Source organism: Acidovorax sp. PRC11 (genome assembly GCF_031844105.1).
Lineage (GTDB): Bacteria > Pseudomonadota > Gammaproteobacteria > Burkholderiales > Burkholderiaceae_C > Paracidovorax.
Map to the genome: position 1 here is coordinate 251,577 of NZ_JAUZUQ010000002.1, position 14,270 is coordinate 265,846.

Consider the following 14,270-nt stretch of genomic DNA (forward strand, 5'->3'; position numbering starts at 1 on the left):
GGGCGGGTGCCTGGGGGTCGTCACGCCCGTGCCGGCGGGCCGGTGAGTGCGGCCAGGAAGGGATGGAGCGCCTGCAGGTAGTGCGGCAGGCAGTCCACCATGGGCGTGTGGCCGCCGGGCAGCAAGCGCAATTGCGCCGAGGGCAGGCAGGCCGCCAGTTCCCTGGCATCGGCCACGCTGCGGCGCGTGTCCTGCTCCCCGTGCACCACCAGCACCGGGCACTGCAGCGCGGGCAGCAGCGGGCGCAGGTCCACGGCGCGCAGGCCCTCGATGCTCTGCAGCAGCGCGGCGGGCGGAAGGTGTTCCAGATAGGCGCACAGCTGCGCGAACAGCGGTGCCGGCGGCGTATGGGCGAAGCAGGTGCGCAGGAAATCCTGCCGGGCCTGCGCGGACCAGTGCTCGCGCACCCGCCGGGCGAAGCCCGGATCGCCGTGGCGGCTGCTGTGCGCGCCGGTATTGCCCGCCACCACGCCGGCCACCGGCATCCCGGGCTGCAGCGCGGTCAGCAGGGCCAGCACACCGCCGACGGAATAGCCCAGCAGCACCACCGGGCTGGCATCGCCCTCCTGCACCCGCGGGCGCAGGGCATCGGCCAGCCGCCGCGCCACCTCGCGCGGATCGCAGGAATGGGGGCTGTGCGGCGGCTCGGCCCAGTCCACGGGCTGCACCGTCCACCCCGGGGCATGCAGGCCGCCGAACACGGCCGGCGAGCAGCCCGCGCCGGGCAGGGCCACCAGCAGCGGCCCGCGCAGCGCGCGCCAGTCGATCGCGCCCAGGGGCGCTGCCGGCAGGGGCGGCGTGCCGCAGGCGTCGAGGGCGGGGGGGCGGAAGACGGGCAGCGGGGGCATGGCGGCCATCGTAGGCAGCCGCCATCGATGTGGATAGGGAATAATTTTCATCCGTTGATAAGCAAGAGGAATCAAACCCCATGGCCTCCCCCTCCCCGTGGCTGCCCGAGCTACCCGTCGCCCAGGTGCGCCATTTCCTGCTCGTGGCCGAGCATGGCGGCTTCCAGGCCGCGGCGGACAAGGCCTTCCGCACGCAGCCGGCGATCAGCAAGTCGATCCGGGCGCTGGAAGAGCGCCTGGGCGGAGCGCTGCTGGAGCCGGGCCGGCGCTCCGTGCTCACGCCCCTGGGCCGGCAGTGCCTGCCGTTCCTGCGCGAGCTGGTGCTCCACCACGACCGCACGGCCGCGGCGGTGTCGGCTTTCGTGCGCAAGGACCGGGGCACGCTCACCGTGGCGGCCATCGCCGCACTCGCCGGCAACTGGCTGCCGGAACTGGTGAGCGGCTACCTGCGGGACCACCCCGGCGTGGCCGTGCGCCTGCTGGACGACAACTCGCGCAACGTGGAGCGCATGGTGCGGGACGGCGAGGTGGACTTCGGCGTCGGCAGCCTCGTGTCGGAGGCGCCGGAGATCGTGTTCGAGCCCCTGGCGGACGACGCCTTCGGCCTCGTGTGCAGCCGCCGCCACCCGCTGGCGCGGCGCCGCCAACTGCGCTGGGATGAACTGCAGGGGCTGCCCCTGCTCGGCACCACCGCCCACCACCAGTTGGCCGCCTGGCCCGAGCAGGCCCGCTGGCTGCAGGCGCCGGTGCTGCAGGTCAGCACCATGCTGACCATGCTGGCGCTGCTGGAGGCCAACGTGGGCGTCACGGTACTGGCCCGCCTGGGCGTGCCCGCCATGCTGTCCGACCGGCTGGCCTTCGTGCCCCTGGTGGCGCCCCGGCGCGAGCGCCGGCTGGGCATCCTGCGCCTGGCGGGCCAGTCGCTCAGCCCGGCCGCGCAGGCGATGCGGGAGCGGTTGCTGGAGCATGCGGAGGGGTTGCAGGCGGTCTAGGACTTTGTTTCGCAGGCCGGTCGGACCGTCCCGTCTGGAGCCGGTCTGTATCTGTCGCGGCGACTGCTGGGTCGCCGATACCTCAAAGGGAAGCCGGGCGGGTGGGTACACTCGTGCCCATGATGAGCCGCCCTTCGAAAAGTCTCCATACCATCGGGTACGAAGGTATGGATATCCGCGCCTTCATCGATAGATTGTCCAGTGCAGAGGTCCAGGCCGTTGTGGATGTACGGGAGCTCCCGCTTTCTCGGAAAAAGGGTTTCTCCAAGACAGCGTTCCGTGAAGTGCTTTCCCAAGCGGGCATTGGATATTTCCACATGCCTGTCCTGGGTTGTCCCAAGGACATCCGCGACCCCTACAAAGCGAGCCGTGACTGGGAGGCTTATACACGGTCATTCCTGGCGTACCTCGGAACGCAAGAAGCCACAGTACGCGAATTGGCCAGATTGGCCAAGGCGACGCAGGCTTGTCTCGTCTGCTTCGAGTCCGATTACGCGATGTGCCACCGCACATATGTTGCAAGAGCTGCCCGCAAGCTGGGAGGCCCGCCGATCGTGCATCTGATGGCTAGAACAGCCCAGGCTGATTCGGTGTTTCAGGCTGCAGCTTAGGCGGGCATATCACACTGATGATGAGCCACTGGTCGGGAAACCGGTGCATGGTGCCCATCAGCAGGATCAGGTCGCGAGAGGGAAGTTGTCTTTCGTATTTCTCCCGGAATGGGGCTTCCCAGCCAGCAGCGCCGTGCTGTTTGAGAAGCCTCCTGTAGAGCGCGCCGACCTCCCAGTCCACCAGTTTGTGACAGTAGACGGTGCGCTGGTCATCGACCATGCACTCATAGCGATAGTAGAAGTCGAACGGAATCTTCTGCAGCAAGGCCACCTGCCTGTGGGTCTCTTCTTCGTCGGGGAAAAGATTGGATTGCCGCTGCATCTGGGTCAGCTTGGCGGGCTCCTCGGGTGTCCACTCGGGATTCCTGGCGGGCCGTATGTCCAGGCCGAGAATTCGCGCCGGCCGCACCATCGCCAATGAACCGTCGGTTCGCTGGCGAACATGTTCCGCCTTGGCGAAGTCATCATGGATAGGAACTTTTCGCAGAAGCTCCATGCGGCATCGCCAGCCTTCCTTTCCTGATGGCAGCGGGTCGGTGTCGCATTCGATCTTGTCGATGTAGATGCGGTGGCTCTCCGGGCGGTGATCGTCCCGCGATTTTTCCATCAACACCCTGATCCACTGCCATTTGCGGAACTGCTGATCGTCTGCGATAAGCCGGAACGGTACCGGAAAAAGGCGGATGAGGGCGCCGGCTTCCGTCATGCCTGCAACACAAGATGTCTCTGAATAGTTGCGCTGGGCGAAGGATAGGTTTTACAGAGAATCAGAACCCGCTCACGGAACGTCGCCATCGAATCCCCTTTTCTACCTGTGCAGTGTATTGCGGGTACTCTTGGCAGGTGTAGGTCAACGCATAAGCAGAAATCAATATCAATATAAATTCAACAATGGAAAAAAGCCCCACAGGCCAATGGCGTGCGGGGCTCTGTGCTGCCGGCCATGCCGGCGCGGCGGTGTCTGCGGCTCAGAACGGAATATCGTCGTCCATGTCGTCGAACCCCGACGCCGCGCGCGGCGCCTGCGCCGTTGGGGCTGGAGCAGGACGAGGCGCCGGTGCCGGGCGCGGCGCGGCCGCCTGGGGCGCAGGGCGCCGCGCGGGCGCCGGTGCGCTGTTGCCGCCACCGTAGCCGTCGTCGCCACCGCCATAGCCGCCGTCGTCATAGCCACCGCCGGCACCGCTACCCTGGCCGCCGCCCATGCCCTGGCGGCTGCCGAGCATCTGCATGGTGTCGGCGCGGATTTCCGTCGTGAATTTTTCCTGGCCCGACTGGTCGGTCCACTTGCGGGTGCGCAGGCTGCCTTCGACGTAGACCTGGGAGCCCTTGCGCAGGTACTGGCCCACGATCTCGGCCAGGCGGCCATTGAAGACGACGCGGTGCCACTCGGTAGCTTCCTTGTTCTCGCCGGTGTTCTTGTCGCGCCAGCGGTCGGTGGTGGCGATGGTGACGTTGGCGACCTGGTCGCCGCTCGGGAAGGTGCGCATTTCGGGATCGCGCCCGAGATTGCCGACGATGATGACTTTGTTGACGGATGCCATGGTGTGAGGGGCCTGTAGAGAATGGTGGAGGAAAGGCACTACGGCCTGCGCGGCGGCCACGGGGGCGCCGCGAAGAGGGAGCGGGGATTGTGCCCCAAGCGGCCGGGCCGTGCGTGACTGCTTTCGCCCGTCCGTACGGCCTGCCCGGCCGCCCCGCCGGGAGTGCCACAATGGTCTCCTGCCGCGCACACCGCGAACCCTTGCGGCGATGTCCGCCCCGTACCGGGCCTCCGCGGCGCGGCATCCCTCCATCCCCGCCATGCAACGAGAACCCGATTTCCTGGACAACCTGCGCTCGGAACTGCGCGACGGCCGGCGCTGGCTGGAGCGCAGCATCGTGCTGGCCTATGCGGTGGTGGCCGGCCTCAGCGTGGTGGCCTTCACCATGCTGGCGGAATGGGCCTTCGGCATCTTCGAGCGCGTCCACCACTGGGGCGGCGGCTGGGCCGTGCTGCTCTGGACGCCCGCGATCACCGCGGCGGTGGTCTGGGTCACGCGGCGCTGGGCGCCGGGCGCGGCCGGTTCGGGCATCCCGCAGGTGATCGCGGCGCTGGAGCCGGGGCTCACGGTGCCGCAGCGGGGCCGTTTCGTCTCCCTGCGGCTGTCGGTGGCCAAGATCCTGCTGTCCAGCGCGGGCTTCATGGCGGGCCTCTCGATCGGGCGCGAGGGGCCGTCGGTGCAGGTGGCGGCCGGGATCATGCACCACGCGCGCCGCTGGTTCGGCCCGCGCTCGGGCATCACCGCGCACGGGCTGCTGGTGGCCGGCGGGGCGGCGGGCATCGCCGCGGCCTTCAACGCGCCGCTGGCGGGCGTGGTGTTCGCGATCGAGGAACTCTCGCGCAAGCTCGAATCCCGCAGCAGCGGGCTGATCATCGCGGCCATCGTGCTGGCGGGTTTGATGGGGGTGTCGGCGTTCGGCAACCTGAGCTATTTCGGGCGCATCCAGGTGCCGCGGCTGGGCTGGGAGGCGCTGCTGCCGGGCCTGGCCGTCTCGCTGGCCTGCGGCGTGCTGGGCGGCCTGTTCGCCAAATTGATGGCCGCGTCGCTCACCGGCGCGCCGGACCGCTTCAACCGCTGGCGCGCGCGCTGGCCGGTCCGTTTCGCGGCGGGCGGCGGGCTGGCGATCGCGGTGATCGGCCTCGCCACGGGCGGGGCGACCTTCGGGGCCGGCTCCGAGGCCGTGAAGCACATGCTGGCCGGCGAGGCGGACGTGCCGGCCTTCTACGTCACGCTCAAGTTCATCGCCACCTGGCTCTCGGCCTGGGTGGGCGTGCCGGGCGGCATCTTCGCACCATCGCTCTCGATCGGGGCGGGCGTGGGCCACAACGTGGCGCTGCTGGCCGGGAGCGACATCGCCCCGTCCATCGCGCCGGCCCTGATCGCCATGGGCATGGCCGCCTTCCTGGCGGCGGTGACGCAGGCGCCGCTCACAGCCTTCATCATCGTGATGGAGATGGTGGACGGGCACGCGCTGGTACTCAGCCTGATGTCGTCCGCGATGCTGGCCAGCCTCGTGTCGCGCATGCTGGCGCGGCCGCTCTACGAGACCCTGGCCGCGTCGATGCTGAGCGCCGCGCACCTGCCCGAGGCGGCGCCCGACGCTGCCGCGGACGCGGGGCCGGGAGCGGTAACGGGAACAGGAACAGGAACATGGACGGAGGCATCGGACACACCCGAGGCGCCCGTGGCGGACCGACCGCAGCCGGACCGCTGACCAGCCCTTCAGACCCGTCGGACCTTTTTTAGTCCCCTGCGCCCGGCTGGAACCGCGGCCGCCTAATGCCGTCCGCGCCCGCGCCCGGCCTGTGGCGGCACCGGCCGCATGCCCCAGGCGGCCGCCAGCCAGGCGAGGCAGAGCAGGCCGGTCACCAGGAACAGGCTGGGCGCGCCACCCCAGCGCAGCAGCGCGCCGCCCAGGGCGCCGCCCGCGAACAGCCCGAGCGACTGGAGGGTGTTGTAGGTGCCCAGCGCCGCGCCGCGCACGGCCGGCGGCGCGGTGCGCGAGACCAGGCTGGGCTGGCTCGCCTCCAGCGCGTTGAAGCCGCAGAAGAACAGGAACAGCAGCCCGCCCAGTGCCCACAGGCCCGGCGGCGTGCCTGCGGCGGCGGCCCATCCCAGCCCGGCCTGCACGACCAGCACCAGGCCGATGGCGCCCAGCAGCGCAGCGCGCAGCCGGCCGCCGCGCTCCAGCGCGAACAGCCCGCCCATGGCCACGAACGAGAGCACCACGGCGGGCAGGTAGAGATGCCAGTGCACGCTCTTGGGCAGGCCGGCCTGCACCAGCAGCGCGGGCACGGCCACCCACATCGCCAACTGCACGGTGTGCAGGACGAACACCCCGAAATTCAGGCGCAGCAGATCCGGGTGGCGCAGCACATCGGCGAGCCGGCCGCGCGGCGCGTCGGCATGGCGCGCGGGCTCGGCCGGCACCACCCAGAGCACCACGGCGATGCCTGCCAGCGCGAGTGCGCAGGTCAGCCCGAAGATGCCCGGCAGGCCGAAGCGTGCCGCGAGCGGCGGAGCGGCCACGAGCGCCACCGCGAACATCAGCCCGATGCTGCCGCCCACGAGCGCCATGGCCTTGGTGCGCACGCCGTCGCGCGTCTGGTCGGCCAGCAGGGCCGTGACGGCGGCGGAGACGGCGCCCGCGCCCTGCAGCGCGCGGCCCAGCAGCAGCCCGCCGAGCGAATCCGCCAGCGCCGCCAGCAGGCTGCCGGCCGCGAACACCAGCAGGCCGAGCACGATGACCCGCTTGCGCCCGAAGCGGTCGGAGGCCATGCCCAGCGGCAGCTGCAGCACGGCCTGGGTGAGCCCGTAGATGCCCATGGCCAGGCCCACCAGGGCGGGGTCGTCGCCGCCCGGGTATTTGCGCGCCTCGAGCGCGAACACCGGCAGCACCAGGAACAGCCCCAGCATGCGCAGCGCGAAGATGAGCGCCAGCGACAGGCTGGAGCGCCGCTCGAGCGGCGTCATCGTGGTGGCGGAAGCGGCGGGGGCGCCGGATGCGGGCTGGGGCGGCAGGGAGTCCGGCACGGCAGTGGTCAGCGGTTGCGGGCGGTGGGGAGACGGCGATTCTCGCCCATCGCGCGCGCCGCCGCCGGGAGAACGTGCGGGCGGCCTCCCTGCAAGGCCGTCCCGACGTTCCGGGGACGGTCAGCGCCGCCGCTGGCGCCAGCCGAGCACGGCCGCCATGGCGGCCAGCAGCGCCAGGGCGGCGGGCGACAGCGCCGGCACCGGCGTGGGCTCCGCAGGAACCGGAGTGGGAGTCGGCGTCGGGGTCGGTGCCGGCGCCGCCAGCAGCGCCGGACCCCCCGGATCGGCGATCACGCCCACGGTGGGGTCGGTGTCGCCCGCGCCGTTGTCGGTGATCGTGAAGCTGATCGTGTCGCCCGCGATCTGCGCGTCCTTCCATTCGAACCAGGTGTAGCGGTCCGCGCCGGGGCCGGACGGGCCGAACTTGATGAAGCGGGTACCGTCGGGCAGGGCCTGCGGGTACTGCATCGTCACCGTCACGCTGCCCGTGCAGCTGGTGGCGACGAAGCGGAACACGCCGTGCGGGAACTGCGCGCCGGCCGGGCCGCCGGAGGGCGCTTCGAACGCGGTCCGGGTGGCGTCGAACTGGCAGCCGCCCGCCACGGCGGGGCCCGACAGCGTGGCCGTGATCGTGCCCGTGCCGGTGGCCGAGGTGCCCGTGAACACGGCGGGGTTCGCGCGCAGCACGAGGTGGATCGTCGATTCCTTCTGGATGTTGTAGTCGGAGAGCGTGCGGCCGTCCTCCAGCTGCTTGCCCGCGAAGATGAGCCGCTGCTGCTCCGGCTCGATGCCTTCCTCGTCCTGGATCTTCGCCTTCACGTTCTCGATCGAGTCGCTGGGTTCGACGTCCAGCGTGATCGTCTTGCCCGACAGCATCTTCACGTAGATCTGCATCGCCCAGGCGCCCTGGGCCGGGAAGGCGAGCAGGCAGAGCAGCGCCAGTTGCGCGAAGGCGCGGCGCAGCGACGGGAAAGCACAGGGCGGGAATGCGAGGGAAGGACCGGGAAGCATGGGAGAAAACGGTGACGCGGCCGCGAGGCGGGATGCAGGGAGAGCGGAAACGCGGAAGGCGTGACCGTCGGGTAAGGAAACGTAACCCCCGATGATGACGGAAGGCTCGTGCCCTGGGAAGGGCGCGTTACGAAGTTTCCGGGCCGGCGCCGGGCGTCGCCACCGTTGCATACAGCACTCGCGGCGGGGGCTGCGGCTATGGCACCAGACCCATCCGTGCCCGGAGGCGTTCCACGCATTCCGCCACCGGGAGCACGTCGGTGCGCAATTCCAGCACGGGTGCCCCGGGCGGCTCGTAGGGCGAATCGATGCCTGTGAAGCGCGGCAGCGCGCCGCTGCGTGCACGCCGGTACAGGCCCTTCGGATCGCGCTCCTCCGCCACGGCCAGCGGCACGTTCACGTACACCTCGATGAAATCCCCGGGTGCGAACAGCGCCCGCGCCGCCGCGCGCTCGGCCCGGAACGGCGAGATCAGCGCCACGATGGCGACCATGCCCGCATCCACGAACAGCCGCGCCACGTGCGCGGCCCGGCGGATGCTCTCGGCCCGGTCGGCATCGGTAAAGCCCAGGTCGCTGCTCAGCCCGGCCCGCAGGCGGTCGCCGTCGAGCACGCAGGCGCGCAGGCCGTCGCGCTGCAGCGAGGCCTCCAGCGCATGCGCGAGGGTGGTCTTGCCCGCGCCCGAGAGGCCGGTGAGCCAGACGGCCCGGGCGGGAGGGCGCTGCGGGCGTTCGGCCTCACGGAGGCCAGGAAGCGCCGCGGGGAGAGGGGGCATATGGTTCATGGCGAAGCGCAGCGGTGCCACCGGTGCCCGCAGGGGCGGGCGCACGGCGGTATGGGCTTCGATTATGGGCATGGGCGCCGCCGCCCGGCCTCCCCTATCATGGTGGGTTTCCCCATGCCGACGCCCCGAAGTGACCGAGCCCACCGCCTCCGATGAACCGCGCCCCGTCGCCGAAGGGGCCTACCTGGCGCACGCCCTGCGCGAGGCCCGCATCAGCATCCGCGGCGCGCGCACGCACAACCTCAAGAACATCGACCTCGACATCCCGCGCAACCGGCTGGTGGTGATCACCGGGCTGTCGGGCTCGGGCAAGTCGAGCCTGGCGTTCGACACGCTCTATGCGGAGGGCCAGCGCCGCTACGTGGAAAGCCTCTCGGCCTATGCGCGCCAGTTCCTGGGCCGGCTCGACAAGCCCGACGTCGACCTGATCGAGGGCCTGTCGCCCGCCATCAGCATCGAGCAGAAGGCCACCAGCCACAACCCGCGCTCCACCGTCGGCACGGTGACCGAGATCCACGACTACCTGCGCCTGCTCTATGCGCGCGCCGGCACGCCCTACTGCCCCGAGCACGGCCTTCCGCTGACCGCGCAGACGGTGAGCCAGATGGTGGACGCAGTGCTGGCCCTGCCCGAGGACACGCGCCTCATGGTGCTCGCGCCGGTGGCGCGCGACAAGAAGGGCGAGTTCACCGAACTCTTCGCGCAGATGCAGGGCCTGGGCTACGTGCGCTTCCGCGTGGACGGCGCCATCCTGGAGCACGAGATGCTTCCGCCGCTCAAAAAGACGGAGAAGCACGACATCGATGTGGTGATCGACCGCCTGAAGGTGCGCCCCGACGCGCAGCAGCGCCTGGCGGAGAGCATCGAGGCGGCCCTGCGCATCGGCCAGCAGGCGGGCGACGCCAACGGCCGCGTGGTCGCGCTGGAGATGGATTCCGGGCAGGAGCACCTGTTCTCCTCCAAGTTCGCCTGCCCCGTGTGCAGCTATTCGCTGCCCGAGCTGGAGCCGCGCCTGTTCTCGTTCAACTCGCCGATCGGCGCCTGCCCGACCTGCGACGGCCTGGGCCAGCACGAGGTGTTCGATCCGGCGCGCGTGGTGGCCTTTCCGTCCCTGAGCCTCGCGAGCGGCGCGATCAAGGGCTGGGACCGGCGCAACGGCTACTACTTCGCCATGCTGGAGAGCCTGGCGAAGCACTACCAATTCGACGTGGAGGCGCCCTTCGAATCGCTGCCCCAGCGCGTGCAGCAGGCGGTGCTCTACGGCTCGGGCACGGAGGAGATCGCGTTCAGCTACATCCTCGACAGCGGCGCCCGCAAGGGCAAGGCGGTGGTGCGCAACCATCCCTTCGAAGGCGTGCTGCCCAACATGGCGCGGCGCTACCGCGAAACCGATTCGACCGTGGTGCGCGAGGACTTGGCCCGCTACCGCAGCACCCAGCCCTGCCCGGATTGCCACGGCACCCGCCTGCGCCGCGAGGCGCGCCACGTGCGCGTGGGCGAAGGCGAACAGTCGCGCGCGATCTACGAGGTGAGCCACGCCACGCTGGCCGAGGCGCTGGCCTGGTTCGAAGCGCTCACGCTCGCGGGCGCCAAGGCCGAGATCGCCGGCAAGGTGGTGCGCGAGATCGCCACGCGCCTCACCTTCCTGAACGACGTGGGACTGAACTACCTGAGCCTGGACCGCAGCGCCGAAACGCTCTCGGGCGGCGAGGCGCAGCGCATCCGCCTGGCCAGCCAGATCGGCTCGGGGCTCACGGGCGTGATGTACGTGCTCGACGAGCCCAGCATCGGCCTGCACCAGCGCGACAACGACCGGCTGATCGCCACGCTGCAGCACCTGCGCGACATCGGCAACAGCGTGATCGTGGTCGAGCACGACGAGGACATGATCCGCGCCGCCGACCACTGCGTGGACATGGGCCCGGGCGCGGGCGTGCACGGCGGCCGCGTGATGGCCCAGGGCACGAGCGCCGAGCTGTGCGCCCACCCCGATTCACTCACCGGCCAGTACCTCTCGGGCGCGCGCACCATTCCCGTGCCCGCCCGCCGCACGCCCTGGCTGCCGGTGCTGGAGGCGGCGGAGCCCGAGCCCGCGAAGAAGGGCAAATCGCGCTTCCCCGAAACCGACGCCAGCCGCCGCCGCGCCGAGCGCATGGCCGAGCACCGCGCGAAGCAGGGGCGCCTGCAGGCGCTGCGCGTCGTCGGCGCCACCGGCCACAGCCTGAAGAACGTGAGCGTGGAGTTTCCCGTGGGGCTGCTTACCTGCGTGACGGGCGTGTCGGGTTCGGGCAAGAGCACGCTGGTCAACGACACGCTCTACGCCGCCGTGGCCCGCCAGCTCTACCGCGCGCACGAGGAGCCCGCGCCGCACGAAGCCATCGAAGGCATCGAATACTTCGACAAGGTCATCAACGTCGACCAGTCGCCCATCGGGCGCACGCCGCGCAGCAACCCGGCCACCTACACGGGCCTGTTCACGCCCATCCGCGAACTCATGGCCGAGACGAACACGGCCAAGGAGCGCGGCTACGGCCCCGGGCGCTTCTCCTTCAACGTGGCCGGCGGCCGCTGCGAGGCCTGCCAGGGCGACGGCGTGGTGAAGGTGGAGATGCACTTCCTGCCCGACGTCTACGTGCCCTGCGACGTCTGCCACGGCCAGCGCTACAACCGCGAAACCCTGGAAGTGCAGTGGAAGGGCCTGAACATCGCGCAGGTGCTGGAACTCACCGTGGAAGACGCGCACGCCTTCTTCAAGGACGTGCCGGCGATCGCCCGCAAGCTGCAGACGCTGCTCGACGTGGGCCTGTCGTACATCCGCATGGGGCAGGCCGCCACCACGCTCTCGGGCGGCGAGGCGCAGCGCGTCAAGCTCGCGCAGGAGCTGTCGAAGCGCGACACCGGCCGCACGCTCTACATCCTCGACGAGCCCACCACCGGCCTGCACTTCGCCGACATCGACCTGCTGCTGAAGGTGCTGCACCAGCTGCGCGACGCGGGCAACACCATCGTCGTGATCGAGCACAACCTGGACGTCATCAAGACCGCCGACTGGATCATCGACATGGGGCCCGAGGGCGGAGCGGGCGGCGGCACCGTGGTGGCCGAGGGCACGCCCGAGGACGTGGCGGCGAACCCGGAAAGCCACACGGGGCGGTATCTGGCCCGGTATTTGTAACGCCGTTTCCCATAGCGGGCCTTTGCAGTCGTTACCAGTGTAACGAGGCGAACCGCTACTGTTGAGCAGTTCAGCTCTTCCATAGAATCGCTCCGCTAAAACAGCCAGCAATGGCGGAGGGAGGGATTCCATGGGTGGAGTGGTCCGTGTCGACCAGGCGCAGCTGCGCGCGCAACTGGAGAAGAAACTGCCGCCCAAAGTGCGGCTTTTTCAGCTGGATGACATTCCAGGGGTGATGCGCTCGCGCCTGGGATGGCCGGTGGCGGCGGCGTTGATGGACCGGTGGTTTCGGGGGGCGGCGTTCGAGATGCCCGGCGAGATGAAAGCAGGAGAGGCGGCCTACCGCCCCGTTGTGCTCCAGGCTGCCCATTTGGACGAAAATACTGTCTCCATGAATTGGGCTCTGGGATTTTCGAGAGTGAATGCCGGCATCGCAAAACTGCAGTCCCAGTGGGCGACTCCTGCCGGTATTTCGCAATTGAAAAAGCTCGTCAGGGAGCAGAGCATGGCCCACATCGCTACGCAGACATGGCGATTCGGAGACCTAGCGCAGCCTGCAAAGATGCTGGATACAACTTGCCAAGTGAACTATCTGGGTTTGGGACAACTCAGCGATCCCCTGGACGATTTCTATGGCGCCATGGGAGAGGCAACGCTCAAAGTGGCAGTGTCAGGATTGGTGACACCGAAGGGTTCAGGGAAAGCAAAAATCGCGATTGATGAGTTGGGGTTCTATTTAAGAGATAGTTACGATTTCAACGACGGGGAAAATTCCTTTCTTTCACAGCCGTTAGGTTTCTGGGGCTTCGGAGGTGTGGAAAGGGTTCATTGGGGACGCCGGATTTCTATTTCGGAGCAATGGGCCCGGGAAAAAGAAGAGCAGATCATGAGTCACAACTATCTCGTGCAAAATCATGATTTCCGCCGTTGGCGCGCCTTGCATGGCAGGGGTGGGGACTTCATTGTCTTGTCGGATGTACACCGTGTACGGCTCCCTTTTTCTGTTCAACTGGAATGGTGATGCAGCCTAAATTCTTCAAAAAAACCCATTGCTTTTTCTGGTTGCTGGGAGGCAGTGCAATCATTTGGGTGGGATGGAGGTTGTCATTCCAGGAATTTATGTTCAGCGACAATAGTCCCCACATGACTTATCGGGTGGATGTCCATCATGCATCCATTCTCCAGCGGCTGATCCATTACGAACTGGACGAGCCTGTGGTCGTGCGTCTTTACCGCATTGAGCCGAGGGGCTTGCTCGGTAAGAGTCCCGTTGTGGATATGAGCGGAGGAACCGCCCAAGTCAGTTGGCATACGGCTCCACCGCTGGATTTTAATATGGTTTATGTAGGCCGCGATGCGATATTCAACAACATACCTTCTGAATGCAAAAATCAGAAGTCATTGCCAGGTTGTCCGAAAGATGAAAAATAAGATGGCAAATCGGATCGATATAAAAAAAATTCAATGCATTGCCTGCTGCTTGATATTGGTCGCGGCAATTTTTCTGGCATGGTATCTTTCATCCCCTACGCTGCACAACCGTTACAACAGTCCATTGCATATATACCGGCTGGAGGTCTACGATGCATCCTGGTTCCAAAAGATGATGTACCGAGATTTCGCCGAGCCTTCAGTAGTCAGGTTGTACCAGTCGAACGGTCAAAAGTTGTTGGGTACCAGCCCCGTGGTGGACCGTTGGCGCAACGATGCCATTGTCTGGAACCTGGATTCACCAGGAAGTGCCAATGACGTGCAATTCGGCAAAGACGTGCGATTCGACCAACTACGATCCGAATGCGAGCCTCCGTCTCCTCTTCTGGTTTGCATGAAGCAATGAGCCCTGCGCAGGCCAGCAGATGGCCTTTTTTGAAGGCGGCCCCATGCGTCATTTGGTGTCTGGCACTGAGTGCTTTCGTTGCCGTCGTTTGGTATGGGGCTTCCCCGTCGTTCTCTTACAGCTACAACAGTCCCCATGGGGTCTACCGCCTGGAGTTTCACAAGGCATCGATCCTCGCGCGCCTTATCCACCACCTGAAATGCCTTATGTCGTGCGCCTGTATCGCGTGTCCCCTCAAGAAGCTGTTGCGTGAGCGGGTCGTGGACCTGCAGTCCGGCGGACAGTTCGATTGGCTTCTCGATGCGCCGGTCGCCATCAACAAAGTGATGATAGGCAGCGTGGTGCTTTCGAAGGCATTCCTCCCGAATGCGGAGACCCGCCGCTGGGCACGGGGCGCCCGGCAAGACCGGGAAGCACGGTGACAGCGCAGTGATCGCG

Annotated in this window: 14 protein-coding genes; 8 read left to right on the forward strand and 6 right to left on the reverse strand. The window is 67.8% G+C overall.

Annotation, left to right across the window (positions count from 1 at the left end; translation table 11 throughout):
- Positions 1 to 20 precede the first annotated feature (20 nt).
- Positions 21 to 848 carry an alpha/beta hydrolase gene (locus Q9R47_RS03235; protein ID WP_311231759.1) on the reverse strand — a complete coding sequence of 276 codons (828 nt, stop codon included), beginning with the start codon at positions 846 to 848 and terminating at the stop codon, positions 21 to 23.
- An 80-nt stretch (positions 849 to 928) separates the two neighbouring features.
- Here Q9R47_RS03235 and Q9R47_RS03240 point away from each other — a divergent pair, with 80 nt between their 5' ends.
- Both Q9R47_RS03240 and Q9R47_RS24275 read left to right on the forward strand, forming a co-directional pair.
- Positions 929 to 1,840: a LysR family transcriptional regulator gene (locus Q9R47_RS03240; protein ID WP_311231760.1), complete on the forward strand. Its 912-nt coding sequence runs from the start codon at positions 929 to 931 to the stop codon at positions 1,838 to 1,840.
- 167 nt (positions 1,841 to 2,007) lie between these two features.
- The gene (locus Q9R47_RS24275) at positions 2,008 to 2,451 is read left to right on the forward strand and encodes a DUF488 family protein (protein ID WP_404977087.1); all 444 of its coding nucleotides are present in this window, start codon (positions 2,008 to 2,010) and stop codon (positions 2,449 to 2,451) included.
- On the opposite strand, the gene Q9R47_RS03245 is transcribed toward Q9R47_RS24275, so the two are convergent.
- Both Q9R47_RS03245 and ssb read right to left on the reverse strand, forming a co-directional pair.
- Entirely contained in the window at positions 2,408 to 3,157 is a 750-nt protein-coding gene (locus Q9R47_RS03245) for a hypothetical protein (protein WP_311231761.1), read from the reverse strand. The two genes, Q9R47_RS24275 and Q9R47_RS03245, sit on opposite strands and share 44 nt — an antisense overlap.
- A 262-nt stretch (positions 3,158 to 3,419) precedes the next feature.
- Positions 3,420 to 3,992, reverse strand: a complete 573-nt coding sequence (gene ssb, locus Q9R47_RS03250; protein ID WP_311231762.1) for a single-stranded DNA-binding protein — start codon at positions 3,990 to 3,992, stop codon at positions 3,420 to 3,422.
- Between the two features lie 259 nt (positions 3,993 to 4,251).
- Here ssb and Q9R47_RS03255 point away from each other — a divergent pair, with 259 nt between their 5' ends.
- Positions 4,252 to 5,706: a chloride channel protein gene (locus Q9R47_RS03255; RefSeq protein ID WP_311231763.1), complete on the forward strand. Its 1,455-nt coding sequence runs from the start codon at positions 4,252 to 4,254 to the stop codon at positions 5,704 to 5,706.
- 62 nt (positions 5,707 to 5,768) lie between these two features.
- Here the strand turns inward: Q9R47_RS03255 and Q9R47_RS03260 are convergent, their stop codons facing one another.
- From Q9R47_RS03260 to cysC, 3 genes are all read right to left on the reverse strand, one after another.
- Positions 5,769 to 6,965 carry an MFS transporter gene (locus Q9R47_RS03260; RefSeq protein ID WP_311231905.1) on the reverse strand — a complete coding sequence of 399 codons (1,197 nt, stop codon included), beginning with the start codon at positions 6,963 to 6,965 and terminating at the stop codon, positions 5,769 to 5,771.
- A gap of 180 nt (positions 6,966 to 7,145) precedes the next feature.
- Positions 7,146 to 8,036, reverse strand: coding sequence for a ubiquitin family protein (locus Q9R47_RS03265; RefSeq protein ID WP_311231764.1), 891 nt, complete (start codon positions 8,034 to 8,036; stop codon positions 7,146 to 7,148).
- Between the two features lie 196 nt (positions 8,037 to 8,232).
- Positions 8,233 to 8,820 (reverse strand): adenylyl-sulfate kinase, encoded by a 588-nt coding sequence (cysC, locus tag Q9R47_RS03270; protein ID WP_404977088.1) that lies wholly within the window; start codon positions 8,818 to 8,820, stop codon positions 8,233 to 8,235.
- A gap of 130 nt (positions 8,821 to 8,950) precedes the next feature.
- Here cysC and uvrA point away from each other — a divergent pair, with 130 nt between their 5' ends.
- The 5 genes from uvrA to Q9R47_RS03295 all read left to right on the forward strand — a co-directional run bounded on the left by uvrA (position 8,951) and on the right by Q9R47_RS03295 (position 14,254).
- Complete coding sequence (uvrA, locus tag Q9R47_RS03275; RefSeq protein WP_311231765.1) at positions 8,951 to 11,995, forward strand: excinuclease ABC subunit UvrA; 3,045 nt, start codon at positions 8,951 to 8,953, stop codon at positions 11,993 to 11,995.
- Between the two features lie 130 nt (positions 11,996 to 12,125).
- Positions 12,126 to 13,016 (forward strand): DUF6402 family protein, encoded by an 891-nt coding sequence (locus Q9R47_RS03280; RefSeq protein WP_311231766.1) that lies wholly within the window; start codon positions 12,126 to 12,128, stop codon positions 13,014 to 13,016.
- A complete protein-coding gene (locus Q9R47_RS03285; protein WP_311231767.1) occupies positions 13,016 to 13,426 on the forward strand; it encodes a hypothetical protein in 411 nt (136 codons plus the stop codon). The genes Q9R47_RS03280 and Q9R47_RS03285 overlap by 1 nt, the downstream gene beginning before the upstream one ends.
- On the forward strand, positions 13,416 to 13,832 hold the full coding sequence (locus tag Q9R47_RS03290; RefSeq protein ID WP_311231768.1) for a hypothetical protein: 417 nt from the start codon (positions 13,416 to 13,418) through the stop codon (positions 13,830 to 13,832). Before Q9R47_RS03285 ends, Q9R47_RS03290 begins: the two co-directional genes overlap by 11 nt.
- On the forward strand, positions 13,829 to 14,254 hold the full coding sequence (locus tag Q9R47_RS03295; protein ID WP_311231769.1) for a hypothetical protein: 426 nt from the start codon (positions 13,829 to 13,831) through the stop codon (positions 14,252 to 14,254). Before Q9R47_RS03290 ends, Q9R47_RS03295 begins: the two co-directional genes overlap by 4 nt.
- Positions 14,255 to 14,270: the final 16 nt, after the last annotated feature.

Bases quoted from the DNA above. Each gene is read 5' to 3' on its own strand.
- Q9R47_RS03260 (WP_311231905.1), bottom strand. From the start codon at position 6,965: ATGACGCCGCTCGAGCGGCGCTCCAGCCTGTCGCTGGCGCTCATCTTC.
- Q9R47_RS03255 (WP_311231763.1), top strand. From the start codon at position 4,252: ATGCAACGAGAACCCGATTTCCTGGACAACCTGCGCTCGGAACTGCGC.
- Q9R47_RS03280 (WP_311231766.1), top strand. From the start codon at position 12,126: ATGGGTGGAGTGGTCCGTGTCGACCAGGCGCAGCTGCGCGCGCAACTG.
- Q9R47_RS03245 (WP_311231761.1), bottom strand. From the start codon at position 3,157: ATGACGGAAGCCGGCGCCCTCATCCGCCTTTTTCCGGTACCGTTCCGG.
- Q9R47_RS03290 (WP_311231768.1), top strand. From the start codon at position 13,416: ATGAAAAATAAGATGGCAAATCGGATCGATATAAAAAAAATTCAATGC.
- ssb (WP_311231762.1), bottom strand. From the start codon at position 3,992: ATGGCATCCGTCAACAAAGTCATCATCGTCGGCAATCTCGGGCGCGAT.
- cysC (WP_404977088.1), bottom strand. From the start codon at position 8,820: ATGAACCATATGCCCCCTCTCCCCGCGGCGCTTCCTGGCCTCCGTGAG.
- Q9R47_RS24275 (WP_404977087.1), top strand. From the start codon at position 2,008: ATGGATATCCGCGCCTTCATCGATAGATTGTCCAGTGCAGAGGTCCAG.
- Q9R47_RS03285 (WP_311231767.1), top strand. From the start codon at position 13,016: ATGCAGCCTAAATTCTTCAAAAAAACCCATTGCTTTTTCTGGTTGCTG.
- Q9R47_RS03235 (WP_311231759.1), bottom strand. From the start codon at position 848: ATGCCCCCGCTGCCCGTCTTCCGCCCCCCCGCCCTCGACGCCTGCGGC.
- Q9R47_RS03265 (WP_311231764.1), bottom strand. From the start codon at position 8,036: ATGCTTCCCGGTCCTTCCCTCGCATTCCCGCCCTGTGCTTTCCCGTCG.
- Q9R47_RS03295 (WP_311231769.1), top strand. From the start codon at position 13,829: ATGAGCCCTGCGCAGGCCAGCAGATGGCCTTTTTTGAAGGCGGCCCCA.
- Q9R47_RS03240 (WP_311231760.1), top strand. From the start codon at position 929: ATGGCCTCCCCCTCCCCGTGGCTGCCCGAGCTACCCGTCGCCCAGGTG.